This is a genomic window from Pseudoalteromonas luteoviolacea DSM 6061, from assembly GCF_001625655.1.
GTDB lineage: Bacteria > Pseudomonadota > Gammaproteobacteria > Enterobacterales > Alteromonadaceae > Pseudoalteromonas > Pseudoalteromonas luteoviolacea.
On sequence record NZ_AUYB01000095.1, the window covers coordinates 1 to 25,018 of the forward strand.

Annotated in this window: 24 protein-coding genes and 1 pseudogene; 18 read left to right on the forward strand and 7 right to left on the reverse strand. The window is 42.1% G+C overall.

All coding sequences use genetic code 11. The annotated features are described in order from the left end of the window. A pseudogene (locus N475_RS07325) lies at window positions 1-218 on the reverse strand (signal recognition particle-docking protein FtsY); the annotation flags it as partial. Between the two features lie 285 nt (window positions 219-503). Here N475_RS07325 and rsmD point away from each other — a divergent pair. The 12 genes from rsmD (at window position 504) to N475_RS07385 (ending at window position 13,431) form a co-directional block, all read left to right on the forward strand. Then, window positions 504-1,085: a 16S rRNA (guanine(966)-N(2))-methyltransferase RsmD gene (gene rsmD / locus N475_RS07330; protein ID WP_063358730.1), complete on the forward strand. Its 582-nt coding sequence runs from the start codon at window positions 504-506 to the stop codon at window positions 1,083-1,085. A 179-nt stretch (window positions 1,086-1,264) separates the two neighbouring features. Next, window positions 1,265-1,480, forward strand: a complete 216-nt coding sequence (gene rpsU / locus N475_RS07335; RefSeq protein ID WP_010362466.1) for a 30S ribosomal protein S21 — start codon at window positions 1,265-1,267, stop codon at window positions 1,478-1,480. A gap of 21 nt (window positions 1,481-1,501) precedes the next feature. After that, window positions 1,502-1,948 (forward strand): GatB/YqeY domain-containing protein, encoded by a 447-nt coding sequence (locus tag N475_RS07340; RefSeq protein WP_063358729.1) that lies wholly within the window; start codon window positions 1,502-1,504, stop codon window positions 1,946-1,948. A 75-nt stretch (window positions 1,949-2,023) separates the two neighbouring features. Continuing rightward, a complete protein-coding gene (gene dnaG, locus N475_RS07345; protein WP_063358728.1) occupies window positions 2,024-3,781 on the forward strand; it encodes a DNA primase in 1,758 nt (585 codons plus the stop codon). A gap of 103 nt (window positions 3,782-3,884) precedes the next feature. Beyond that, window positions 3,885-5,726: an RNA polymerase sigma factor RpoD gene (rpoD, locus tag N475_RS07350; protein WP_063358727.1), complete on the forward strand. Its 1,842-nt coding sequence runs from the start codon at window positions 3,885-3,887 to the stop codon at window positions 5,724-5,726. A 190-nt stretch (window positions 5,727-5,916) separates the two neighbouring features. Beyond that, window positions 5,917-6,792: a 50S ribosomal protein L11 methyltransferase gene (gene prmA / locus N475_RS07355; RefSeq protein ID WP_063358726.1), complete on the forward strand. Its 876-nt coding sequence runs from the start codon at window positions 5,917-5,919 to the stop codon at window positions 6,790-6,792. A gap of 279 nt (window positions 6,793-7,071) precedes the next feature. Beyond that, window positions 7,072-8,043 (forward strand): tRNA dihydrouridine synthase DusB, encoded by a 972-nt coding sequence (gene dusB, locus N475_RS07360; RefSeq protein ID WP_081232394.1) that lies wholly within the window; start codon window positions 7,072-7,074, stop codon window positions 8,041-8,043. A 15-nt stretch (window positions 8,044-8,058) separates the two neighbouring features. Beyond that, window positions 8,059-8,349 (forward strand): DNA-binding transcriptional regulator Fis, encoded by a 291-nt coding sequence (fis, locus tag N475_RS07365; protein ID WP_010374122.1) that lies wholly within the window; start codon window positions 8,059-8,061, stop codon window positions 8,347-8,349. 262 nt (window positions 8,350-8,611) lie between these two features. Next, window positions 8,612-10,198 carry a bifunctional phosphoribosylaminoimidazolecarboxamide formyltransferase/IMP cyclohydrolase gene (gene purH / locus N475_RS07370; protein ID WP_063358725.1) on the forward strand — a complete coding sequence of 529 codons (1,587 nt, stop codon included), beginning with the start codon at window positions 8,612-8,614 and terminating at the stop codon, window positions 10,196-10,198. A gap of 100 nt (window positions 10,199-10,298) precedes the next feature. Continuing rightward, window positions 10,299-11,129, forward strand: coding sequence for a class I SAM-dependent methyltransferase (locus N475_RS07375; RefSeq protein WP_063358724.1), 831 nt, complete (start codon window positions 10,299-10,301; stop codon window positions 11,127-11,129). Window positions 11,130-11,143: 14 nt separating this feature from the next. Then, window positions 11,144-12,427: a phosphoribosylamine--glycine ligase gene (purD, locus tag N475_RS07380; RefSeq protein WP_063358723.1), complete on the forward strand. Its 1,284-nt coding sequence runs from the start codon at window positions 11,144-11,146 to the stop codon at window positions 12,425-12,427. Between the two features lie 191 nt (window positions 12,428-12,618). Further along, complete coding sequence (locus N475_RS07385; protein WP_063358722.1) at window positions 12,619-13,431, forward strand: DUF2797 domain-containing protein; 813 nt, start codon at window positions 12,619-12,621, stop codon at window positions 13,429-13,431. Here N475_RS07385 and N475_RS07390 read toward each other — a convergent pair. Next, window positions 13,407-15,923, reverse strand: a complete 2,517-nt coding sequence (locus N475_RS07390; RefSeq protein ID WP_063364974.1) for an EAL domain-containing protein — start codon at window positions 15,921-15,923, stop codon at window positions 13,407-13,409. The two genes, N475_RS07385 and N475_RS07390, sit on opposite strands and share 25 nt — an antisense overlap. Before the next feature lie 80 nt (window positions 15,924-16,003). Between N475_RS07390 and N475_RS07395 the strand changes: the two genes are divergently transcribed. Then, a complete protein-coding gene (locus tag N475_RS07395) occupies window positions 16,004-16,303 on the forward strand; it encodes a DUF4144 family protein (RefSeq protein ID WP_063364975.1) in 300 nt (99 codons plus the stop codon). Here the strand turns inward: N475_RS07395 and N475_RS07400 are convergent. The 5 genes from N475_RS07400 to N475_RS07420 form a co-directional block, all read right to left on the reverse strand. Further along, complete coding sequence (locus N475_RS07400; protein WP_063358719.1) at window positions 16,300-17,217, reverse strand: histone deacetylase family protein; 918 nt, start codon at window positions 17,215-17,217, stop codon at window positions 16,300-16,302. The genes N475_RS07395 and N475_RS07400 overlap by 4 nt on opposite strands. A gap of 82 nt (window positions 17,218-17,299) precedes the next feature. After that, window positions 17,300-18,874 carry a serine hydrolase gene (locus tag N475_RS07405; protein WP_063364976.1) on the reverse strand — a complete coding sequence of 525 codons (1,575 nt, stop codon included), beginning with the start codon at window positions 18,872-18,874 and terminating at the stop codon, window positions 17,300-17,302. 9 nt (window positions 18,875-18,883) lie between these two features. Continuing rightward, the gene (locus N475_RS07410) at window positions 18,884-19,381 is read right to left on the reverse strand and encodes a gamma-glutamylcyclotransferase family protein (RefSeq protein ID WP_063364977.1); all 498 of its coding nucleotides are present in this window, start codon (window positions 19,379-19,381) and stop codon (window positions 18,884-18,886) included. Between the two features lie 9 nt (window positions 19,382-19,390). Continuing rightward, entirely contained in the window at window positions 19,391-20,014 is a 624-nt protein-coding gene (locus N475_RS07415) for a LysE family transporter (protein ID WP_063358716.1), read from the reverse strand. After that, window positions 20,007-20,792: a hypothetical protein gene (locus N475_RS07420; protein WP_063358715.1), complete on the reverse strand. Its 786-nt coding sequence runs from the start codon at window positions 20,790-20,792 to the stop codon at window positions 20,007-20,009. Before N475_RS07420 ends, N475_RS07415 begins: the two co-directional genes overlap by 8 nt. A 208-nt stretch (window positions 20,793-21,000) precedes the next feature. Here N475_RS07420 and N475_RS07425 point away from each other — a divergent pair, with 208 nt between their 5' ends. From N475_RS07425 to N475_RS07440, 5 genes are all read left to right on the forward strand, one after another. Next, the gene (locus tag N475_RS07425; protein WP_063358714.1) at window positions 21,001-21,330 is read left to right on the forward strand and encodes a 5-carboxymethyl-2-hydroxymuconate Delta-isomerase; all 330 of its coding nucleotides are present in this window, start codon (window positions 21,001-21,003) and stop codon (window positions 21,328-21,330) included. A gap of 48 nt (window positions 21,331-21,378) precedes the next feature. Beyond that, window positions 21,379-22,089 (forward strand): 16S rRNA pseudouridine(516) synthase RsuA, encoded by a 711-nt coding sequence (rsuA, locus tag N475_RS07430; RefSeq protein WP_063358713.1) that lies wholly within the window; start codon window positions 21,379-21,381, stop codon window positions 22,087-22,089. A 148-nt stretch (window positions 22,090-22,237) separates the two neighbouring features. Continuing rightward, the gene (locus N475_RS07435; RefSeq protein ID WP_063358712.1) at window positions 22,238-23,869 is read left to right on the forward strand and encodes a methyl-accepting chemotaxis protein; all 1,632 of its coding nucleotides are present in this window, start codon (window positions 22,238-22,240) and stop codon (window positions 23,867-23,869) included. Window positions 23,870-24,217: 348 nt separating this feature from the next. Beyond that, window positions 24,218-24,355, forward strand: a complete 138-nt coding sequence (locus N475_RS25380; protein WP_155730969.1) for a hypothetical protein — start codon at window positions 24,218-24,220, stop codon at window positions 24,353-24,355. A gap of 42 nt (window positions 24,356-24,397) precedes the next feature. Continuing rightward, window positions 24,398-25,018 (forward strand): hypothetical protein, encoded by a 621-nt coding sequence (locus tag N475_RS07440; protein WP_185843612.1) that lies wholly within the window; start codon window positions 24,398-24,400, stop codon window positions 25,016-25,018.

Sequence of the window (25,018 nt, forward strand, 5' to 3'; positions counted from 1 at the left end):
GCTTGCTCTTTAGCTAAACGCGCTGCTTCTTCACGTTCCGCTTGCTCTTTGGCTAAATGCTCAGCTTCTTCACGTTCCGCTTGCTCTTTGGCTAAATGCTCAGCTTCTTCTCGTTCAGCTTGCTCTTTAGCTAAACGCTCCGCTTCTTCACGTTCCGCTTGTGCCTTATCAGATTTACCAAAACCCAACCAAGACAAAAATTTATTCTTCTTTCCCATAACCAACTAATACCATGAAATTTTTGAATTGCGATTCAGTGCTCATCACTGTGTACGATCCACCGTATTAAAGCCCAGCCAATCACACATTTTAAACATGAATGCCTGTTAGCTTATTACAGCTTTAACTTTAGAAACTTTGCAAAGACATTAACAATCAACTTAAACACTCAGTAATCGTTGTTATAATCACCGAGTTAACGCCATAATGTGCGCCTAGTGTATCATGTTCCAAGTAGATGAAAAATTTATAATCGTGCACATGCAACTCGATAGTGAAGTTATATGAGAAAAAAGAAGCCTCAAACCCAAAGCAATGGCCACATAAGGATAATCAGTGGTAAATTTAAGGGACGCAAGCTCCCTGTAAAAGACGTTGAGGGTCTTAGACCGACAACAGATAGAGTTAAAGAAACACTGTTTAATTGGTTAATGGCCGATATCAGAGATGCATCTGTATTAGATTGCTTTGCCGGTTCTGGTAGCTTAGGTTTTGAGTGCTTATCACGATTCGCTCAAGACGCGACGTTTGTAGAATTAGACAAAGGAGCCGCAGCTCAAATTAAAGCAAATGTGGTGACGCTTGGGTTAGAAAACGCTACAGTCTTTAATACGAGCGCTCTAGAATATTTAAAGCACAATGAAAAGAAGCAAACTTTCGATGTAATTTTTCTTGACCCACCATTCAGAAAAAGCTTACTTGAACCCTGTTGTGAGTTACTAGAAAAGAATCAATGGCTAGGTGAAAACACACTTATTTATGTGGAATTCGAAAGAGAATCGCAATTTGAGTTTCCCGCTAAGTGGCAGCTTTTGAAGGAAAAACAAGCTGGTCAAGTAACCTGTATGCTGTTCAGCAGGTCTTGAAAGCCTAGTGGCAATTTAATTGACCCGATTTGGGGCATGACACAATAATTTAGATCCGCTATAATTTGATCTTTACACGCGGTCTCGCTTCGGCTTACAATACCGCACCATTTTTGAACCAATTGACCATTTTTCGGTCAATTTGAGCCAAGCTCATAATTTAGGTAGGTGAATTTTTAATGCCAGTAATTAAAGTAAGAGAAAACGAACCGTTTGACGTAGCACTTCGTCGTTTCAAGCGTTCATGTGAAAAAGCAGGTATCCTTTCTGAAGTTCGTCGTCGCGAGCACTACGAAAAGCCAACTGCAGAGCGTAAGCGTAAGAAAGCAGCTGCTGTTAAGCGCCACATGAAAAAGCTTTCTCGTGAAAACGCACGTCGCGTTAAACTATACTAATTAACATTTGGTCTTGTACATATGAGCTTATTAGCGACGCTAAAAGACGCCCAAAAGGAAGCAATGAAAGCCAAAGACAAACCTCGTCTTACGGCTATCAGAGCAGCTCTAGCTGAAGTCAAGCAACGCGAAATTGATAACCAGACAACGTTAGACGATGCTGGTATCACCTCCGTGTTGGTAAAACTGGTTAAACAGCGCAAAGACTCTTTCACTCAGTATACTGATGCAGGAAGAGAAGACTTAGCAGACGTTGAAGCTGGTGAAATAAAAGTGCTTGAATCATTCTTACCGCAACCTCTAACAGAGGAAGAGGTTTTAGCAATGATCGACGCAACCATTGCTGACACAGGCGCAGCTGGTATGCAAGACATGGGTAAAGTAATGGGTGTGATTAAAGCGAAGGCTGAAGGTCGTGCCGATATGGGCAAAATCTCTGGTTTAATAAAGCAAAGATTAAGCGCATAATACCCGCATACAAATGTATGAAATTAGTAAACCGAGCCATGCGCTCGGTTTCTTCGTATAAGCGTTAGGAAAATTATGGCAGGCAAAATTCCACGACAGTTTATCGATGACCTATTAGCCAGAACAGATATCGTTGAGTTAATCGATGGTCGTATTGGCTTAAAAAAAGCAGGTAAAGATTATCAGGCTTGTTGTCCATTCCACAACGAAAAGACCCCCTCTTTTACCGTCTCTCGAGATAAACAGTTCTATCATTGCTTTGGCTGTGGAGCAAATGGCAATGCCATCTCTTTTTTGATGGAGTATGACAAACTTGAGTTTGTTGATGCCATTGAAGAGCTTGCGGGTCTCTACAATTTGGATATTCCAAGAGAGCAAGGGTTAGGTGGACCACAACGTAGCTTTGAAGAAAAAAAATCTGATTATGATTTAATGATGCAAACAGCTAATTTTTATCAAAATCAGTTAGCAAATCACAATAACTCTGCCTCTGTTAAAAACTATGTTCAAGGTCGAGGACTTTCTGAGCAAACGGTTAATAAGTTTTTGATCGGATATGCACCGCCAGAATGGGATGCCTTACTCTCTCGATTAGCCAGAACACCTGCACAACGCCAACAACTGGTGGAATTAAAGCTCGCGAGTGAAAAATCTCCAGGCCGTCAATTTGACTTCTTCCGTGACCGTTTAATGTTTCCTATCCGCGACAAACGGGGACGTATTATCGCTTTCGGTGGCCGCGTAATGGGGCAAGATCAGGGCCCTAAGTATTTAAACTCCCCCGAAACACGCATCTTTCATAAAAGTTTTGAACTTTATGGATTTTATGAGGCCAAACAGGCACATAAATCCCTCGAACAAGTTTTAATTGTTGAGGGTTATATGGATGTAGTTGCATTATCTGAATATGGCATTGACTATGCTGTAGCGGCACTTGGCACGGCAACAACCACCGAGCATATGCAAACACTGTTTCGAAACACAGATAAAGTTATTTGTTGTTATGATGGTGACAGAGCTGGTCGAGATGCAGCTTGGCGCGCACTTGAACATGCACTGCCAAATTTAAAAGATGGGAAGTCTCTTGGTTTTGTGTTTTTACCAGATGGAGAAGATCCTGACTCTTTGGTGCAAAAAGAAGGAAAAGCTCTGTTTGAGCAGAGGCTTTCTAACGCTGATGACTACAGTAAAGTGTTGTTCAGTCGCCTGTCAGAACAATGTGACCTGACGACTGACGCCGGCAAAGCTAAATTACTGGCAGAAGCAATTCCTTTGATAAGCAAAATTCCCAGTGAATTTTATCAAGAGTCATTGTTAACTACCCTAGCGAGGCTAATCGGAAGGACGCGAGAACAATTAAGTGCAAAATTGGCTACACCTAAAAAGCAACACGCAATAGAGCGTAAATTTAAGGTGACACCAATGCGAAGAGCTATTGGCCTGCTTTTGCAACATCCAATTTTGGCAAAGAGCGTAGATTACTTGCCTGAGTTAGCCCATATGCAGCTACCAGGTATGGCTTTATTCCTTAAGTTGCAACACACATGTTTGGAAAATGAACACTATACAACCGCACATATTTTAGAAGCGTTTCGTGATACACCTGATTATGAAGCACTTAAAAAGCTAGCAACTTGGCAACATAACATTCAAGAAGAAGCACTTGAAGACGAGTTTAAGCACACTTTTAAATTTATTGAAGATCAGTGTTTAAATCTGCGGTTGGAGACCTTACTTATTAAGGACAAAACAGAGGGCTTAAGTAGCGATGAACGACTGGAATGTGCGTTATTAACACAAGCTTTAAGCACTCGTAGAACTGGCCAGAATTAAATTTTGGTGTTATAATGTTCTATTCACTGCGTCAACCAAAATAACGCTGTTTTTAGCTGGCGCCCGTTGTATAAACTTTATCAGAGTGGAAGCAAAAATCTCTATGGATCAATCTCCTCAGTCACAACTCAAACTTCTGATTCAGAAAGGTAAAGAGCAAGGTTACTTAACTTTTGCAGAAGTTAACGATCACCTTCCACAAGACATCATAGATTCGGATCAAGTAGAAGATATCATTAGCATGATCAATGATATGGGTATTCAGGTTTCTGAAGCAGCCCCTGATGCCGATGAGTTGATGATGCAAGAAACCACCACCGACGAGGATGCGGCAGAAGCAGCAGCAGCTGCGCTAGCAACGGTAGAAAAAGAAATAGGCAGAACAACAGATCCCGTGCGTATGTATATGCGTGAAATGGGTACCGTTGAGCTACTGACTCGGGAAGGCGAAATTCTAATTGCAAAAAGAATTGAAGAAGGGATTAACCAAGTACAGATTTCTGTAGCTGAGTACCCTGAAGCAATTACTTACTTACTTGAACAGTGGGATAAATACCAAGCCGAAGAGATGCGCCTAAGTGACATCGTAACTGGCTTTTTTGATTCTTTAGAAGACGATGAGGCTACAATTTCAGCAACTCACATCGGTTCAGAGCTAAGTGAAGAAGACTTAGAAGACGAAGACGATGAGTCTGAAGACGATGATGACTCAGAAGAAGGCGAGTCAGGACCAGATCCTGAAGTTGCGCGTGAACACTTTGAAGAATTGCGCTCTTTGTATACTAGTGCGCGCCAGTGCTTTGAAGAAAAAGGTCGTAGCCACCCAGATTCACAAGCTGCAATTCAGGAAATCGGCGAATTATTCCGTAAGTTTAAGCTAGTCCCTAAGCAGTTTGACCGCATGGTCAATAACATGCGTGAAATGATGGACAAAGTACGTGTTCAAGAACGTATCATCATGAAGCAAGCTGTACAAATAGCAAAACTGCCAAAGAAAACATTCGTTAAGCACTTTGCAAACAACGAAACTGACGTAGCTTGGATTGATGCCGAAATTGCCTCTGGTGAAAAGCATTCAGAGAAACTACGCCAAGTGAGACCTGAAATCGATCGCTGTATCAATAAGCTGAAAGCGATTGAAGAAAGCACAGGTTTAAGTGTTGAGCGTATTAAAGATATCAACCGTCGCATGAGTATTGGTGAAGCAAAAGCACGCCGTGCGAAGAAAGAGATGGTTGAAGCAAACTTGCGTCTAGTAATCTCAATCGCGAAAAAATACACAAACCGTGGTTTGCAGTTCTTGGACCTTATCCAAGAAGGTAACATCGGCTTGATGAAAGCGGTAGATAAATTTGAATATCGTCGCGGATATAAGTTCTCAACCTATGCTACATGGTGGATCCGTCAGGCAATTACTCGTTCAATTGCAGACCAAGCTAGAACAATCCGTATCCCTGTACATATGATCGAAACGATCAACAAGCTGAATCGTATTTCTCGTCAAATGCTACAGGAAATGGGTCGCGAGCCTAGTCCTGAGGAATTAGCTGAGCGTATGATGATGCCTGAGGATAAAATCCGTAAGGTATTGAAGATTGCAAAAGAGCCAATTTCAATGGAAACGCCAATTGGTGATGATGAAGATTCACATCTTGGTGATTTCATCGAGGATACGACAATTGAATCCCCGATTGACTCTGCGACGATGGAAAGCCTACGTGGCGCAACTAACGAAGTACTTGCAGGCCTAACAGCTAGAGAAGCAAAAGTACTGCGTATGCGCTTTGGTATCGATATGAACACTGACCATACTTTAGAAGAAGTTGGTAAGCAGTTCGACGTTACACGTGAGCGTATTCGTCAGATTGAAGCGAAAGCACTTCGTAAATTAAGACACCCTTCTCGCTCTGATTTACTGAAAAGCTTCTTAGACGTAAAAGGCTAAGAGTAAAACTTACTAAAAAAGGCCGCTTCTTGCGGCCTTTTTATTTGAATTAATAGTGAGCGCGTGACCTCTTCAACTGTATTGCGAGCCGACGTAACAATAGGTCTCCTAACTTACAGGCGCGAACGCTCATAACAAAGAGTGCATATTACTCTTTGTGAAAATTGCGAAATTTAATAGGAACAACATTATGGCTTGGATCCAAATCCGAATTGATGCTAACAAAGAAACCGCAGATCAAATCAGCGATTTACTGATGGACATCGGTTGCCCTTCTGTAACTTTTATCGATAGTCAGAACAATCCGGTCTACGAGCCCAAGCCAGGCGAAGTGATTCTATGGCCAGAAACAACTGTTATTGGCCTTTTTGAAGCAACACACGATATGCAATCTGTGGTCACATATTTGACCGAAAACATGTCTGAGCCTTTAAAATATAAAATTGAGCAATTAGAAGATAAAGACTGGGAACGTGAATGGATGGATAACTTCCACCCAATTAAATTTGGTGAACGTTTATGGATCTGCCCTAGCTGGCGCGATATCCCAGATCCTGACGCTGTCAATGTACTGCTCGATCCAGGTCTTGCTTTTGGTACAGGAACCCATGCAACCACTTCTCTTTGCTTAAAATGGCTTGAAGCACAAGACTTAAGCGGTAAAACAGTTGTCGATTTTGGGTGTGGTTCAGGCATTCTTGGCATTGCCGCCATAAAGCTAGGCGCAGAACGCGTTATTGGTATTGATATCGACCCTCAAGCCTTAGTTGCAAGCAGAGATAATGCAGAGCGAAATGGCGTAGCTGACCAGCTTGAAGTTTACCTACCAGAGAATCAGCCTGAATTCAAAGCTGATATCATAGTGGCCAATATTCTTGCTCAACCATTGCGAGAGCTGCACGAAATCATTCTAGGTTTTTTAAAGCCACACGGTGCAATTGCCATGTCCGGGATATTAGAAGAGCAGGCTGAATCCGTCGCAAATGTCTATGCACCGTATGTTGATTTGGACGCAATAAAGCAAGAAGGTGAATGGACTCGAGTAAGTGGCATTACAAAAGAATAACAACTGTAATGACCAAATACTGAGTTAGTAGTCTATTACGCGTAAAGCCACCAATTAACAGGCTTTACGCTTTTTTTACAGCAATATAAATAATTTAAAACTGTCATATAAAGTTTTTTTGATTATTTTTAAAACAATTTTTTCCCACCTTCATATTGTTACCAAAAGTCAACCCAAAAAGTTCAAAAAAAAAGCACTTATGTTCAATTTATAGCCTTTGATTTTTGCGAAAAAAACCGTAAACTTAGCGCCCCTTGAAATGAGGCAGATTGAATAGCAGTGCGTATAGGCCCATACCAACTTGAAAACAATGTAATCGTCGCGCCAATGGCGGGGATCACAGACCGTCCCTTTAGACAGTTATGTCGACGTCTAGGTGCTGGACTGGCTGTTTCGGAAATGTTGTCTTCAAATCCAAAGGTATGGAAAACTGACAAGTCTATGAACCGTATGGATCATTCAGGTGAGTCAGGCATACGTTCAGTGCAGATTGCAGGAGCAGATCCTGAACTCATGGCACAAGCTGCGCAATTCAATGTCCAAAATGGCGCGCAAATCATAGATATTAATATGGGTTGCCCTGCCAAAAAAGTGAACAAGAAACTCGCAGGTTCTGCACTATTGCAGTATCCGGATCTTGTTGAGGAAATAGTACAAGCCGTGGTTGACGCGGTTGAAGTACCTGTAACCTTAAAAATCCGTACAGGATGGGATCCTGAGCACCGTAACGGTGTCGAAATTGCGAGAATAGCCGAACGCAATCGTATTGCATCACTGGCAGTACACGGTAGAACGCGTGCTTGCATGTATAAAGGTGAGGCAGAATACGACACTATCAAAGCGATAAAGCATTCGGTATCTATCCCTGTCGTGGCAAATGGTGACATAACGTCTCCAGAAAAAGCCAAACAGGTTTTGGAATATACGGGCGCAGATGCCATCATGATTGGTCGAGCCGCCCAAGGTCGTCCTTGGATTTTCCGAGAGATAGACTATTATTTGCGAACTGGAAAACATCTACCGACACCGGAAGTATCCGAAGTCCGTAGTATTTTGATGGAGCACCTGCTTAACCTCCATCAGTTTTACGGTGAACCAATGGGTGCGCGCATCGCACGCAAACATGTATCTTGGTATTTGCAGTCCCATGACCAAGAAGGTCAATTTAGGCGAGTATTCAATGCCCTTGAAACGCCAGAAGCGCAAATCGAGGCATTAGAAAACTATTTTGAAACACTAGCAGCTAACTAAGAAAGAGACATAAAGATGTTCGAACAAAATGTGACTTCTCCTTTTATCACTAACGCTCATGTTCAGTCACAAGAGAAACCGCAACCATTACGCGATGCAGTTAAAAAAGCTGTCCACCACTATTTAAAGCAGTTAAATGGTCAAGACGTGCAAGATGTTTACGAGCTAGTTTTATCAGAACTAGAAGCTCCTTTACTTGAAGAAGTAATGACTTACACTCGAGGCAATCAAACTCGCGCTGCAATCTTACTAGGTATCAACCGCGGTACTCTTCGTAAGAAGCTTAAAAAGTACGGCATGAACTAATCCGTATTTTTATTGCTCGAAAGCGCCTTTCAGCAGGCGTTTTCGAACACTGCCCATCTCATACCATTTAACTTCAAATTTTTTAATCTCATACCTCTCCCTTTTATAGTTACATTTATCACTCACAGACGTCCTTAGCGATTAAGTTCAGTTTTTCTCAACCTCGTTAACATGATTTCCATCGTTTTCTCATCCTAGTTGAGCTAAAATACAGCCTTTCTAAGCTAGCCCTTAACTAATCATTGAGGAAATCATAACCATCATGGATATACATCGTCCTATTCGTCGCGCACTTTTAAGCGTGTCAGATAAAACCGGTATCGTTGAGTTTGCCCGCGCTCTTGCAGAGTCTGGCGTTGAACTACTTTCTACAGGCGGTACTTGCAAGCTCCTAGCCGATAATGGCATTCAGGTAACGGAAGTATCTGACTACACAGGCCACCCAGAGATCATGGATGGTCGCGTGAAAACCCTCCACCCAAAAGTACACGGTGGTATCTTGGGGCGTCGTGGCCAAGATGAAGATGTCATGGCAGACAATAACATCTCTGCTATTGATATGGTTGTAGTTAACTTATACCCCTTTGCACAAACTGTTGCAAAAGCTGACTGCAGCCTTGAAGATGCTATCGAGAATATCGACATCGGTGGCCCAACAATGGTTCGTGCTGCGGCAAAAAACCACAAAGATGTAACGATTGTCGTGAATGCGAGTGATTATGATCGCGTCCTTGCTGAAATTAAAGACAATCAGGGTTCAACAACATACAAAACTCGTTTTGATTTAGCTATTGCAGCATACGAGCATACTGCACAATATGACGGCATGATCGCAAATTACTTTGGTAAACTAGTCGCTGACTACACTGAAGAAGCAGCTGAAGAAACGAAGTTCCCACGCACTATCAACATGCAGTTCACTAAAAAGCAAGATATGCGTTATGGTGAAAACTCACACCAAGACGCTGCATTTTATGTTGAAAATGATATTGAAGAAGCTTCAGTTGCAACTGCAAAGCAACTTCAAGGTAAAGCATTGTCATTTAATAATATCGCTGATACTGACGCTGCATTAGAGTGTGTTAAAAGTTTCACAGCTCCTGCTTGTGTTATCGTTAAGCATGCAAATCCATGTGGTGTTGCAGAAGACAAAGATATCTTAAGTGCTTATGACAGAGCTTTCAAAACAGACCCTACATCAGCCTTTGGCGGTATCATCGCATTCAACCGCGAACTAGATGCAGCAACAGCAAAAGCAATAGTAGAGCGCCAGTTTGTTGAGGTTATCATCGCTCCAAGTATTTCAGCAGAAGCTGCAGAGATCGTTTCTGAAAAGAAAAATGTGCGTCTGCTTGAGTGTGGCCAGTGGGATGTAAAATCTACGGGTGTAGACATCAAACGTGTTAATGGTGGCGTGCTAATTCAAGACCGCGATCAGGGCATGGTTACTCTCGATGATTTAACGGTTGTATCTAAGCGCCAGCCAACTGAGCAAGAACTTAAAGATCTATTGTTCTGCTGGAAAGTAGCTAAGTTTGTAAAATCAAACGCAATCGTTTACGCACGCGATGGAATGACGATCGGTGTAGGTGCAGGCCAAATGAGCCGTGTTTACTCTGCCAAAATTGCAGGTATTAAAGCCGCTGATGAAAACCTTGAAGTTAAAGGTTCAGTAATGGCATCTGATGCATTCTTCCCATTCCGTGACGGTATAGATGCAGCAGCAGAGGCCGGGATCACAGCTGTGATCCAGCCTGGCGGCTCAATGCGTGACGAAGAAGTCATTGCAGCCGCAGACGAAGCGGGTATGGCAATGGTATTCACAGGAATGCGCCATTTCCGCCATTAATCGAAAAGCGCGAGATGTTTACCGTTTCGCGCTTTTTGTTTGCACCAAATTCAAGTATTCTGGCCAAAAGACAATCACAATAACTTGAAGGAACTGAATAATGAAATTAGGTATTAAAGCTTTAATTGCCGCGGGCATCGTTACTGCATTAGCAGGTTGTAGTAGTACAACGGGTTCTGATAGTTCAACTGCCAGCATTGCCAAAGCAGCGCAAAGCAGTGAACGTGCAGAAAACAACCGTGCGCGTGATAAATACCGTAATCCAGTCCAAACATTGGAGTTTTTTGGTCTAAAGCCGAACATGACGGTAGTAGAAATTTCTCCTGGCGGCGGTTGGTATACTGAAATACTTGCACCCACTATCAAGGGGCAAGGCACGCTATATGCGGCGCACTTCCCTGCAAGTTCTGAGCGCGAGTACTTCAAAAACTCACTTGCAGCCTTCAAAAAGAAAGTAGCTACTGACTCAAGATTTAGTGAGGTTCAAGTCACTGAGTTTTCAGCAGCCTCTCACCACGACGTTGCACCAGCAGGATCTGCGGATATGGTTCTTACCTTCCGTAATGTTCACAACTGGTACATGCGTCCAGGTGACGAAGGAGTGCTAAAGTCTTTTCAGGCTTTTCATAAAGCTTTGAAGCCAGGCGGCATTTTAGGTGTTGTAGAACACCGTTTACCAGAGCACCGTGATACTGAAGATCAGAAACGTTCAGGTTATATGAAGCAAAGCTACGTCATTGAGATGGCAAAAAAAGCAGGCTTTGAATTGGTAGCAAGCAGCGAAATCAATGCTAACCCACTGGATAGTGCTAACCACCCGCGCGGTGTTTGGACACTGCCACCTAGACTTGCACTGGGAGACGAGAAGTCTGCACAGTACAAAGCGATTGGGGAAAGCGACCGTATGACTTTAAAGTTTAAAAAGATTTAATAGGAAACTTTGCCATGAATGTACTTGTCATTGGCAGCGGTGGCCGTGAACACGCACTTGCGTTCAAAGCCGCTCAAAACCCATCTGTAAAAACTGTATTCGTTGCACCTGGTAACGCAGGTACTGCACTAGAGCCAAAGTTAGAAAACGTAGCTATTGGTGTAGAAGACCTAGACGCATTAGTCGCGTTTGCTAAAGAGCAAAAAGTTGAACTGACGATTGTTGGCCCTGAAGCGCCACTTGTAATTGGCGTTGTAGATCGCTTCCGTTCGGAAGGGCTTGCGATATTTGGCCCAACACAAGCCGCTGCGCAGCTCGAAGGCTCGAAATCTTTCACAAAAGATTTTTTAGCGAGACATAAAATCCCAACGGCAAGCTATCAAACGTTTACCGAGATAGACCCTGCTATTGCTTATGTCAAAGAGCAAGGTGCACCGATTGTTGTTAAGGCAGACGGTTTAGCAGCAGGCAAAGGCGTAATCGTTGCGATGACAGAGTCTGAGGCTGAAGAAGCAATTCGCGATATGCTAGCTGGCAATGCATTTGGAGATGCTGGTAGCCGTGTAGTAATCGAAGAGTTTCTTGAAGGTGAAGAAGCGTCTTTCATCGTTATGGTAGATGGTAAAAATGTTTTACCTTTCGCCACCAGCCAAGACCACAAGCGTGCATACAATGGCGACGAAGGTCCAAATACAGGTGGTATGGGTGCGTATTCACCAGCACCAGTTGTTACACAAGAAATCCATAATCGCATTATGGACGAAGTGATACACCCGACTGTTGAGGGTATGGCCGCAGAGGGACACCCATATACTGGCTTCTTATACGCTGGACTTATGATCACTGCTGATGGGACACCAAAGGTAATTGAGTACAACTGTCGCTTCGGTGACCCTGAAACGCAACCCATCATGTTGCGTTTACAGTCTGATTTGGTATCGCTTATCGAAGCCGCAAACAGACAAGAACTTGATCAAACTGATATTCAATTTGATCCAAGAGCTGCTGTAGGTGTTGTACTGGCTGCAAAAGGTTACCCTGCAAGCTACCCGAAAGGTGATGTTATTTCTGGCCTTCAAGTTGAGTATTCTGAAGGTGAGAAGGTTTTTCATGCGGGCACTAAGCAACAAGGTGATGATGTCGTCACTGCTGGAGGCCGCGTGTTATGTGCAACAGCACTAGGGCACTCAGTAACTGAAGCGCAAAAACGCGCTTATGCACTAGTAAAAGACATCAATTGGGATGGCGTTGAATACCGTACAGATATTGCTTATCGCGCAATAGCAAGAGAGCAATAAAGACCTTACGTCTTTAAAAGGCAGCTGAATAAACAGCTGCCTTTTTTATATCCCTTGATAAATCTTGAATAAGAATAAAAACCAGTATCAATTTCAAACAATTGAAATATATCAGTTTTTTATTTTAACCATTGGTATTTTGTTGCTGACTTGCTAGGATCTCCTTTTGACTCATCTTTAGGGGCGTAAAGATGCAAGGTACTTTGAAAAAGCTCAAAGCCACACTCACAAACCCAATTCAATACCAGCTACCAATTGGTGATGAACTTATCAACCTTAATGAGTATTTCGGGCGCGAAGTCACCCTCACTTTCAGTGGTAACATTTACTGTTGTAGTTGCGGTAAAAAAACCAAAAAAAGCTACTCTCAGGGACACTGCTTTGTTTGTATGAAAAAGTTGGCTAGTTGCGATATGTGCATTATGAAGCCAGAAACCTGCCATTTCGACCAAGGCACCTGTAGAGAACCAGAGTGGGGAGAAGCAAATTGTATGATCCCTCACTATGTCTATTTAGCCAATACTTCTGGCCTAAAGGTAGGGATAACCAGACATACTCAAATCCCCACGCGCTGGATAGATCAGGGGGCTACTCAAGCATTACCAATTTTTAAGGTGCAAACGCGTTTGCAGTCCGGTCTAGTAGAAGTCGCACTAGCAGAATATATTGCTGATAAAACGAATTGGCGCAATATGCTAAAAGGCATCAACCCTGAACTAGACCTCAAAGAAAGCGCGAAAATCTTAATTCCTAAGATTGAAGAAAAGCTAGATGAACTCGCACAGCTATTTGGGGCAACAGCCATAGAAAGACTCGATGAAGAAGTTGTTGATCTCTCTTTTCCTGTGGGTGAATATCCGACTAAAATCAGCTCTTTCAATTTCGACAAAGAACCAACAGTCACAGGCGTACTGAAAGGCATCAAGGGTCAATACCTTATCTTTGATAAAGGCGTCATCAACATTCGTAAATTTACTTCTTACGAAGTCAGTTTTTCTGCCTGATAGAATCTAGCCCAAGCCGCTTGAGAGAGCGGCTTACAATATAAATACCCCTGCATAGCATGACACCCCAGTTTCTGCAAAAACTGCATTTGCTCTGGTTTCTCAACCCCCTCAGCAACAACATACAATTTTAATGCTTTTGCCATCGCAATAATTGCACTTACGACTTCACTATTGCCATACTCATCAGGGATTTTGGCGATAAAGCTCGGATCGATCTTGAGAATATCAATGGGTAGCTTAGTCAAATAACTCAGCGCAGAATATCCAGTACCAAAATCATCAAGCGCAATGCTAATACCTAGATCTTTTAATTCTCCCAGCACTTTTTTAGCTTTTTGAAAGTTACCCACAAAGCAACTTTCAGTAAGCTCTAGCTCTATTTGACGCCCCATTACATCATACTTTTCGAGTGCAGATTTTAGCGTATTGACTAAATCACCTTGGGTGAGGTGTTGCGCCGAAACATTAATGGCTAATCGACGGACCTCACACCCTTGCTGATACCACGTCGCCAATTGCGCGCATGCCCTATCAATCACCCACTCGTCCAGTTTAACAATGAGCCCCAGCTCTTCTGCTAAGGGGATAAATTGCCCAGGAGAGATCATCCCTAAGTTTGGATCTTGCCATCGCAATAAACATTCCAAGCTCATTACACGTCCACTCGCTAGACATTTTAATGGCTGAAAGTACAACTCGAACTCTCCATTTTCAAGCGCACTTTGAAAACGACTCTGCATTGATAAACGCTCTAAAGAGCGTGCATTCATGGAAGCTTTATACATTTGAAATGAGTTTCGCCCCAATTCTTTAGAACGGTACATAGCAACGTCCGCATGCTTGAGTAGGCTTTCACTGTCCAAACCATCCTCAGGGTACATTGAAGCGCCTAATGAAGCCGTGGCAGCAACGGATATCTCACCTAAGTCAAAGGACTTGTTAAACTGTCGCAATAGCTTGTCTGCAAATGTCACAACGCTGTCCATATCATGTACTTCGGTAAGTAATACGACAAACTCATCTCCTCCCAATCTTGCCAATGTATCACCCTCATGCAAGATTGACTTGATCCGCTCACTCACTTGGATCAACAATTTGTCTCCAGCGCTATGACCTAATGTATCATTCACCTCTTTAAAGCGATCCAAGTCGATAAACATGATACTAATCTTATGCCGATCACGGTGGGCTGCTGCGAGGGCCATTGCAAGTCGATCATAAAATAGCCTGCGATTTGGCAAACCAGTCAACTCATCAAAATATGCAAGGCGAGCTATTTTTTCTTCTGCGTTTTTACGCTCGGTAATATCACTAAATATGGCAGCATAGAGTACTTCATCACTATAGGGCTCATTGATCTCAATAATTGTTAGCCATTCTACGTAAATTTCGCCACTTTTCTTTTTATTACAGATCTCCCCTTGCCAGACACCCTTGGTTTTTAGCTCTTCCCACATGGTGTCATAATAGGGCTTTTCATGTATACCTGAACTCAAAATACTGGGAGTTTTCCCAATTACTTCATAATCTTGATAGCCTGTTAATGCGCTAAATGCAGGGTTAATTTGAATGATTTCACCGCTACTACGCGTGATCATAATGCCGTCTAATGATGCATCAATAATACGATTGGCAAGATATAAATTCTTCTCGGATTTCCTCAGTGCAATATCTCTTTGCGCAAGTACATTTTCTAATTCACTGCAATACGCAGTTTCAATCTCTGTAAGTACATTTTTTAATGCCAACAGACCAATAACTTGATTGGATTCATGGGATCTCACAACTAAGTGTCTAATCGACTTTACCGTCATCTTACGGTAGGCATCAAATAAACTTTCTTGAGGAGTCATTGATAGCATAGGGTAACTAGCCAACTGCCAGCATGGCATCTGCCATTGTGGCTCTAGGATTGCGTAGGCGACATCTCGCTGAGTTATGATGCCATATTCCTCAAGCTGTCGATTATAAACTAATACAGCCGTAGCTCTTTCAGCTCGCATAACTTCAATGGCATCGCTAACGCACTGATCACTGTCTAGCACTTTTACACTTTTGTCGTAGTGATCTTCAATTGGGCGAAAGTGTAAGTAGTGATCAAGACCTTGGTTACGCACGATATCAGACAGTGATACTACGCCAATAGGAACAAAATTTTGATCTTTCACCAATAGGTGTCTTATCCCTAATTGGTGGAGTTTCACGGTCGCTTCACTCAAAGTCTTATCAATGAGAATATCGTGTACAGGCGTTGTCATGACCTGCCCTATCGGCAAATCCACAATATGAATATTCTTGACATCAAGTTTGACACAATCAGACTCAGTCCAAATCCCAACAATTTCATTGTTGTTTTTGACAAAAATAGAACTAATACTATGTTTTCGCATAATGCAGAGCGCATCATACAGACTGGTCGAATAGTCACATGACAGCAAGTTAGTCGAAAACACGTCTTTAATTTTCAGCTGACGTGAATCATCCATCATAAGCACTTTCCTCGCAATAACCCCTTCAACTTGAGTATACTTGGCGACTTAATGACGACTTTGACTGAGAACAAATTATTATGATTAATTCGTACCCATTAGTGCTTATATTCGACCAAAGTATAGAGTATGTGGACAGCGCAAAAAGTCTTGAAGAGTGCTTGTTTTACCTAACAGAAAAACAATTAAAAACAGCAGTCTATATTAATGAGTCTGGAGATGTTTACGACCAAGATGGCACCCCTAAAAGTTTGCCAAGCTATATAAATTTAACAACATTAGTGCAACAAAAATTGGTCTCAGAAGGACACTGTTGTACTGCAAAAATACAAATAAATCGGCTAGACCAATTATTTAGCTTATTAAAAGAGACCAATTAGAATTCAGCAAGCGTTCTCAAATGGGTTTCAACACTGCGACCTAGTGATGATAGGTCGTAACCGCCCTCCAAGTAAGAGATAATCCCTAAACAACTTAACTCTTTGCTGAGCGTGGCAACTTCTTTGGTGAACCAAGCATAGTCGCTCTCAACAAACTTTAATCCGCCCATCTCGTCTTCTAAATGCGCATCAAATCCAGCACTAATGAAAATCAGCTCAGGTTTGAAAGCGCGGATTTTTGGCAGCCACTGTTGGCTATACAATGCTCGTAGGTCATTTCCATCGCTGGCGACCGGCAAGGGTGAATTAATAATAGTCTCGGTATTTTCAATTTCGCTATTCGGATAGAAGGGGTACTGAAATAAGGAGCAAAACAGTACATCGGGGCTATCTTTAACAATGGCTTGTGTACCATCTCCATGGTGCACATCAATGTCCAGCACAGCAATTCGCTTCACACCCTGCTGTTTGGCATACGCCACTGCAATAGCCACGTTATTAAAGACACAAAAGCCAGCAGATTGATTGCGGCTGGCGTGATGTCCAGGAGGTCGAACTGAACAAAATGCTGCGTCAAGGCGACCAGCTAAGACTTCGTCTACAGCCATTATGCCGGCGCCAACTGCTCGCTCAATCGCTTTCAATGAGTCGCGACACAGCGAAGTATCGCCATCCAATTCTGCCAGCCCCTGCGTAGGTATCGAATCAAAAACTTGATCAATATGTTCTCTGTCATGGGCCAGTGCTATATGAGCAACTTCAGCTTTGGGGGCGCTTAAATGCGTCAGAGCAATATCTAACCCTGACGCTAGAATACGATCAGAAATTGCATCCAGTCGTTTTGGGCACTCTGGGTGCTCGTCATGCATTTTGTGCTTGCGGCAAAAAGGGTGGCTAATAATGGCTGTGCGCATAACTATTCCTTGATAGAGTCTGATTCAAGTGTATCAAAGCTTACCTGCGTGAGCTTTGATACTTTGGTTTAAGACCCTGTAGCTAGTTTTTAGGCTCAGGGAAGGCTTTAAGGTTTAGGTTGTGAAAATCAAAACTAAAGTCAGTGATCTCTGGATTTACCCACTCCATAGTCGCACTTTCAACATGGTTGCTATCATTCAATTTAAAATGAATGTAGGCATCGGCTTCCAATAGCTTTTCATCCCATTTAACGACAAAACTGTGACCATCGTGGTGCAGTAGTGAACCTTTTAACAGCCCGGTATGAGTAAAATCAATACGCATCTCACCTGCGATCTTTTCTACAATCACGTCACCATACCAAGGGCTACGCAAAGTGCCTGTATAATGCTCAAGTGACAAACTCTTTTTCTTATTGTCTGGCTTAGTAGGCCCAAGCGCACTGTACTTTTCAATACGACTTTCTTTATAGGCCTTAGCGCTATCCACAACCCAGTCTTGAGGCTCTAGCCCAAGTGCTTGTTCAAACACTTCATTCGCAATTGCTCTCAGAGCAGGATAAGCTTGCTGATTTGATAACAATACTACCCCAACCCCTTTTTCTGGAATCATAGCAACTTGCGAACCCATCCCAAGGATGCCACCCATATGGCCCACTTTTTTATAGCCAAAGTAACTCTCTAACGACCAGCCTAAGCCATAGCCTTTAAAGTGCTGTCTAAATTTTTGCAATGCCTTTTCACTGGGCTGGCGCATAATATGAGGCAACCACATATTACCTTGTGATGTCGCATCAAATAACTGTTCACCACTTGGTGTTTTGCCGCCAGACATTTGTGTTTGCATCCACTTAGTCATGTCTGTGACGTTAGATGCAATAGAGCCTGCACTGCGAAAATCTTCTAAGTAATCACCAATAAATTCTTCTAGTTGACCTTGATACTCGATAGTTCCTGTAGCAAAGTTCGAATTCGTATGAGGGATCCGAGAAAATGCCGCGTACGATCCTTCCATACCCACTTTTGAGAAAATATTTTGTTCAATAAAATCATGCCAACTCATACCACTTGCACGGGCCACAACTTCGCCAGCCACAACAAACATCAAGTTGTTATAGTTATATCCATTGCGAAACTGCGATACAGGCTTTAAGTGTTTGAGACCTGCAAGTATGTCTTTTATTGATTTATCAGTATCAGGCCAGATCATTAGGTCACCGGCCCCTAATGCAAGCCCACTGCGATGACTTAAAAGATCGCGAATTGTCACCTGCTTGGTCAACGACTGGTCGTAAAGTTCAAACTCAGGTATATGCTTGATGACCTTGTCATCCCAACTTACCTTTCCTTGCTCAACCAGTATAGCCAAAGCGGCTGCAGTAAAGGCTTTGCTGTTAGAAGCAATACCAAATAAAGTATTCGCATCAACAGGATTGTCTTTTCCGTAAGTTTTTACCCCAAAGCCCTTAGCCATAACGACCTTTCCATCATTAACGATGCCGACTGCTAGTCCGGGAATTGCAAAGCTTTTCATTGCTTGGTGTACTGAGTTTTCAACTTCAGTAAGTTGAGCATCAGTGAGAGCGAATGCATTGCTGCTTATTAGTAGTGCAGAACCGATACACACTTTACGCCATAGAGTTTGCTTCATTTCCATATTGCCTTGTTATTTATATATTTCTAGTTCTCGTTTCTCCCGACGGATATCAGGATCTTGCGTGCTTGTTTGATTTTTTATGTGGTTTATATAGTCACAGGGAAAGTTATGCTCCTTAGCACCATACAGCACATGCTGCTTATACCAACTAAAAGGAGCTTCACCAGAGTGAAACGTATTAGCGATGTAACAATATGCAGTTATTTGCTGGCCACTTTGCAACTTCACCAGCTTGGCAACCCGATCATAGCGCTCTCCTTCGATACAATCTAGTTGACTTAGCTCAGTCTCTGAAAGTTGATAAATCACCCCCAGCACTTTGCCAAAGTCGGATGCTTCTGGTTTTATATCGCACTTGGCAGATCCATCTTTGCTCAACATAGCAAAGGTTAAAACATGCCCGAATAACTCGGCAACACCAACATGCTGTGCTTGCGGTAGGCGAGAGAACAATCGTTTTGTTGATAAATTTGAGCCATACGCGAAGTAATATACAGGCTTACTCACAGTGTCTCCCTATACTACAACTCTCAATGCTAACAGTATCAAAATCACACCAATTCCACGGTCAAACCAATGCCCTGCTCGGTGGAAAAAACGCCTCACTGAATTCTTTGATAAAATCACTGACAAAACAGAAAACCAGATCCAAGTAGCGAGCGCCATATACACACCATAAAAAATTTGTACTTGCTGTGGGGTTTCTGGATCTATCATGAGTGTAAACAAAGATAAGAAAAATAGGGTTGCCTTTGGATTTAAAGCATTTACCAAAAAGCCACGTCTAAGCGCTTTAAAGTTTGACTCCTCCGGTGACTCTTCTTGAATAGCTTGTTGCGCGTCTGTTTGCTTTGCAGAGCGTAGAGCCTGTATTCCCATATAAGCTAAGTAAGCACCAGCCAGATATTTGAAAGCATTGAATAGCTCAGGTGACTGCGATAACACCAACGCCACTCCCAACAGACAATAACTAACATGGACAAAAATACCCAGCCCAACTCCTGCACTCGTGTAGAGAGCGTTCTTTCTACCTTGCTGAACACTCTGTTTTAAAACTATAGCAAAGTCAGGACCTGGACTGGCTACTGCAAAAAAGTGTGCGAGCGCAATTATGATAAATTCGTCAAGATATTCAAGCACGGCTACGATCCTCCAGAGCCAATAAAAGGGGATCGGGTGTTGATTGTAATATTTGTTTTAACTGCTTTTCTGCTTGCTTGTACATGCTTTTTAAGTGCGGCTTTAAATGCTTTCCACCTTGGCTTGTTGGTTTAAAATGACAAACTAGAGCATGTAAGAACACACTTTCTTGCTCACTTAAAGCCGCTTGACGATTTGCATATGGGTTGTAACACGAACCACATCCCCCCCTAAAATGATAAGCGGTGTTGCACAGCATGGTGCCAAACCCCATAAAAATAGCTAAAACATCCGCCGCCACGGCTAAATTTTGCTGGCCACCAGGAGGCAGCTTGCCGACCTGATGAATAAGCATTAGGGCCATACTCCCTGCCATGCTAGCTACAAGGTCTTGTGGTTGGTTAATTTGATTGGGGTTATAGGAAACCGACACAGGCTGTAATGGTGCCTGAACGAGCTCAATACTTTCCCCTCTAATACCATGGGCAAAACTAAAGTGAGGAAAAGTTTGTTGAAGTTGCATAAATTGCGGTGGAGTCAGTTGGATTGGCCACTTTGTGAGCCCCGCATACTCCTTAACACGTTGAAACACTGAACCTGCCATTTCTTCAACGCTGCTTACTCGATCGGGAAAGAATTGCTCTGTAGGCTGAACAATTTGGGTATGCTGTAAAAAATACTCACTGTCAAAATGCTCTACAGCCCATAAAAATAACTCCATTATAGATTGAGACTCTGCGTCTTCTAATAATGGCTTTGACTTAAAAATAGATAACATATTCAATCCAACAAGACTATCAAGATATACAACCACACCTTACCAAGGTGGCTTCATTTGAAGCAAGCTGCTCGACTGATAAAATGAATTTAACTCAGTGTAACATTATTTGACCATTAATCATCGATTTACCTACTTACTCCTGAGTTGGCTTTCTACCTCAACCGATTTATCATAGTGCTCTGTAAAATTAATTGTCATATTTACAATGCCACACATCATCATAGAGCACTCTCCAACACTACAAATAGACGCGTCTGAATTACTCTCATCAGTACATCAAAGTGTCATCGATTCAACGTTATTTGACATAACGACAATTAAAACCAGACTTATAGAGTATCAAGCCTGCTTATTGGGCGATGGCAAAAAAGACTTTGTACACGTACAAATACACTTACTTGAGGGGCGAACCCAAGCTCAAAAGCAAATTCTAAGCGAGCTTGTACTTGCGAGGCTACAACACGTTTTGTCAGATAGTGTCAGTTTGAGCGTTCATCCTTACGACTTAGACCCAACTATTTATCGAAAAAATTAAATAATTTATAACCAATACTTTTTTACAATATATTACCCGAGAACTACCATGAAATTCCCATGCCGTTTAGACAAGTTTGTGAGCAATGTTGGCGAACTTCCACGCACCAAAGTAAAGTCGTTAATTAAAAAGGGCAATGTCGCCGTAAACGGCCTTATTTGTAAAAAGAACGAACAACAAATAACGGCTAGTGACGACATAACCCTTAATGATAAACCATTGAAGTACCTAGGTAAAAGATACTTCATGCTCAATAAACCTCAAGGCTATGTATGTGCAAATCACGATGAATTACACCCCACTGTATTTGACCTACTAGATGAGCCCAACTTAAAAGATTTTCATATTGCAGGTCGATTAGATATCGATACAACTGGCCTAGTCCTCATAACCAATGATGGTGATTGGTCACACCAAATCACATCCCCAAAGAAACAAAAATTCAAAACATACCTTGTTGAAACGAAAGAAATAATCACAGAGGAAGCGCTGTTTGATTTACGTCAGGGAGTCGCTTTACACAATGAAAAACAACTCACTCGCCCCGCTCAAGCTGAAGCGCTAGGCAAATATGCCTTGAGGCTATCTATTTGCGAAGGAAAATACCACCAAGTTAAGCGAATGCTTGCCGCCGTTGAAAACCATGTGGTTGAATTGCATAGAGAAAATATAGGAGGTATTGAGTTAGATAACGACTTGGAGGCAGGGCAATACCGCCCACTGACGGAACATGAGATACGCATAATCAATGCAATTTAATAGGGAAAAAAGTCGTCATATGAGGAAAAATCATCTAATTTTTATTCATATAGAGTAATCGGCTACTTACATACTCTGCTTAAACATGATAAATCATAAAAGTGGAGTTCCATAAACTATTAACTCGATCTCTGTTAAGGTGCATATTGTGTTTTCTACCCTGACTTTAAGACTAAAAATCATCCTATTTGCTGCTGCCATCTTTATCGCACTTATCTTGGTTGCAGTGCTAGGACTACAGTCACTGCGCCACGCCAGTGAAACGGATAATATTGCCCGTATCAACCAATTAATGAAGAGTACGGTTAATATTGTTGAGCAATTTGAGCAGTTTGTACGATCTGGAGAACTGACAGAGCAAGAAGCCAAACGACTTGCAGCAAAGATATTGCAAGAAAATAAATACCACGATTCGGAGTATGTCTATGTAGTAGATGACAAATTGGATTTTGTTGCAGCTCCTCATGATCCTCAGCTACATGGAACTAGTTTCAATGATTTTAAGGATGCCAGTGGCAACAGTATTGGCCGTTTAGTAGAGAGGCTAGTGGGTAACAAAACTAATCGCATTATTACCTATCATTGGAATTCTGAACGTAATGGCGAAGTCGTTGATTTAACATCCGTTGTGCAAAAAACGTCGTTGTTTGGATGGTACGTTGGTACCGGGATTAGTTACAAAGAAGTGGATGCTCGATATTGGGAAACAGCAAGTTGGCTTTTATCATTATCACTTATCATCGCGATTGCGTTAACTTTCGCCATTGCTAGGTATGGCTTATCACTCTCAAATAAACTGGGTGCGGAGCTCAATGACGTACTCGATATCGTAAGACAGGTATCCCAAGGCAATTTAACATCACAAATAGATACATCATCAGCTAAAGATTACAGCATCATGGCTGCAATGCGTTATATGCAAGACGGATTGAAAGGTGTGGTAAGCGGCTTGATGACCGTAAGTGATACGCTCAAGGAGCAAAGCTACGATGGCGAAGCGCGTTCTACTGAACTAGAAAACTTAACCTTAAGCCTCAGCGAAGAAACTCAGATGGTCGCTTCTGCAATCACTGAGCTAACCGCGTCAGCGCAAACCGTTGTTGAGCACGCTGAACAGGCTGCCTTCTCTGTTCAAGAAGCAGAGAATCAAGGCCAAAATGCTGACCGTTTGACCAGCGATGCATCTGAAGCAATCGCTTTGCTTGAACAACAAATTGACAGTGCAGGTAGCAATATTCAAGCTCTCGATGAAGAAGTAAACAATATTGCAAATGTACTGAGTGTTATTCAAAGTATTGCTGAGCAAACAAATTTATTAGCACTGAATGCCGCAATTGAAGCAGCACGTGCGGGAGAGCAAGGGCGAGGTTTTGCTGTCGTCGCAGATGAAGTACGTCAGCTAGCACAGCGTACTCAATCTAGTACCGAAGAAATTCATACTATGATTGGCAATTTGCAGTCTGCCACGCAGGAGGCCAAATCATCTGTTTCTTTAAGTATCTCGACCAGTGAAAAGACAGTAACAATGTCAAACGAGGCAAGTGAAGCACTAAGAAGTGTGGCAAGTTCTTTGAGCGCAATTTCTCAAATGAGTGACCAAATAGCCTTAGCTGCGAAAGAGCAATTAGCAGCAGGGGAAGATACAGCGCAAAGAGTGGTGACGATTTCAGACACGGCTTCTCAAACCGCAAATGTGTCTCAACAGGCTCACTCTGCCACAGACAGTATTAAAGGGTTAGCAACACAGCTTGAAACTGAAATGGCAAAATTTAAGCTTTAATATCATTACATTACCAAACAATGAGTTACGCAAAAAAGTAGGGATCAAGCGCCCCTGCTTTTTTGGGTAGTTTTTTTCACAAATTGGCCTGAATTTAGCATCTTATTTTTTTGTAAAAAAATGTTTAACTCCAAATTATTTGGTGTTAAATTCATTGAGTCGCCCACATTAATACAGACTTTAAGTACTATTCCTTAAACAGGTTTTGGTTCTTTTTGATTAGTGTTAGGTGGCACCTCTTCTCTGGTAAAGCAGTAAGGCTTTGCGTTGTGCCTATTGCCATTGGAAACTAAAGAGTGTCGTACATTCGTTAGCTGACTAGACAACAATGAAATAAGGATAATCACTATGAAGATGATTGCTAAGAAACAATGCCGTTTAATCGTAGGCGGTTCAGGTTTATTAGGTCCAGCAGACCCTTTTTCAAATAACTGTGACCCAAAGAAAAATAAACACACACAAAGCAAGCCCATTGTTAAACCATAACAATGTCACCCCTTAAGTTTATTTTTCAGTAAAGAACTATTTATGGCAAAACAATTTGCATTCAAAGATTTACTACTACCTTATGTTGTAATGGTAGTAGTGATCTTTATCATTCAAGACGCGACTTATTTCTTTTTTCTCGCGTACATATCAATTGTCTCTCTCGTTTTCTTAATTGGCCACAGATTAAGAGACGTCAATATTTGTTCTATCGCTTTTTTAGCTATGATGCCCGTATTGTTCGAAAATATTATTTTCACCACAGGCCTGATAAGCCTTGTGTCTGAACCTGGTGATCGCCTTATTCAAAATAGTTTGATTTATGGTATTCACCTAGTTAAAGAGTTAATGATATTGGTACCGCTTACATACCGGGTGGAAATATCCAAAAAGCTATTCCCTAAACATAAAATTAAGTACACATTCGCAGATAGCATCTTACCTTGGCTGTGCCTTATTAGTGCAGCAATGAGTTTCTTCGCTCTGGTAGAAAACTATATGCGCAATGGTAAAGGCTACGACATTACGTTTTTTTACTATGCCTTTGACGTTACCGGTTACTTAAATTACTCCATGTTTTGCGGTGTTTTAGTTGTACTAACGTTTCTCAGCTATAAAGAGGCGTACGACTTTAAAGTCCCATCCATTAAACGAACAAAATAG

Excerpts from the sequence above, each read along its gene's own strand:
- N475_RS07420 (WP_063358715.1), bottom strand. The coding sequence starts at position 20,792 with ATGTTATCTATTTTTAAGTCAAAGCCATTATTAGAAGACGCAGAGTCT.
- dnaG (WP_063358728.1), top strand. The coding sequence starts at position 2,024 with ATGGCAGGCAAAATTCCACGACAGTTTATCGATGACCTATTAGCCAGA.
- rpsU (WP_010362466.1), top strand. The coding sequence starts at position 1,265 with ATGCCAGTAATTAAAGTAAGAGAAAACGAACCGTTTGACGTAGCACTT.
- rpoD (WP_063358727.1), top strand. The coding sequence starts at position 3,885 with ATGGATCAATCTCCTCAGTCACAACTCAAACTTCTGATTCAGAAAGGT.
- N475_RS07385 (WP_063358722.1), top strand. The coding sequence starts at position 12,619 with ATGCAAGGTACTTTGAAAAAGCTCAAAGCCACACTCACAAACCCAATT.
- rsuA (WP_063358713.1), top strand. The coding sequence starts at position 21,379 with ATGAAATTCCCATGCCGTTTAGACAAGTTTGTGAGCAATGTTGGCGAA.
- N475_RS07400 (WP_063358719.1), bottom strand. The coding sequence starts at position 17,217 with ATGCGCACAGCCATTATTAGCCACCCTTTTTGCCGCAAGCACAAAATG.
- N475_RS07390 (WP_063364974.1), bottom strand. The coding sequence starts at position 15,923 with ATGATGGATGATTCACGTCAGCTGAAAATTAAAGACGTGTTTTCGACT.
- rsmD (WP_063358730.1), top strand. The coding sequence starts at position 504 with ATGAGAAAAAAGAAGCCTCAAACCCAAAGCAATGGCCACATAAGGATA.
- purH (WP_063358725.1), top strand. The coding sequence starts at position 8,612 with ATGGATATACATCGTCCTATTCGTCGCGCACTTTTAAGCGTGTCAGAT.
- N475_RS07375 (WP_063358724.1), top strand. The coding sequence starts at position 10,299 with ATGAAATTAGGTATTAAAGCTTTAATTGCCGCGGGCATCGTTACTGCA.
- N475_RS07340 (WP_063358729.1), top strand. The coding sequence starts at position 1,502 with ATGAGCTTATTAGCGACGCTAAAAGACGCCCAAAAGGAAGCAATGAAA.
- prmA (WP_063358726.1), top strand. The coding sequence starts at position 5,917 with ATGGCTTGGATCCAAATCCGAATTGATGCTAACAAAGAAACCGCAGAT.
- N475_RS07440 (WP_185843612.1), top strand. The coding sequence starts at position 24,398 with ATGGCAAAACAATTTGCATTCAAAGATTTACTACTACCTTATGTTGTA.
- purD (WP_063358723.1), top strand. The coding sequence starts at position 11,144 with ATGAATGTACTTGTCATTGGCAGCGGTGGCCGTGAACACGCACTTGCG.
- N475_RS07425 (WP_063358714.1), top strand. The coding sequence starts at position 21,001 with ATGCCACACATCATCATAGAGCACTCTCCAACACTACAAATAGACGCG.
- fis (WP_010374122.1), top strand. The coding sequence starts at position 8,059 with ATGTTCGAACAAAATGTGACTTCTCCTTTTATCACTAACGCTCATGTT.
- N475_RS07405 (WP_063364976.1), bottom strand. The coding sequence starts at position 18,874 with ATGGAAATGAAGCAAACTCTATGGCGTAAAGTGTGTATCGGTTCTGCA.
- N475_RS07395 (WP_063364975.1), top strand. The coding sequence starts at position 16,004 with ATGATTAATTCGTACCCATTAGTGCTTATATTCGACCAAAGTATAGAG.
- N475_RS25380 (WP_155730969.1), top strand. The coding sequence starts at position 24,218 with ATGAAGATGATTGCTAAGAAACAATGCCGTTTAATCGTAGGCGGTTCA.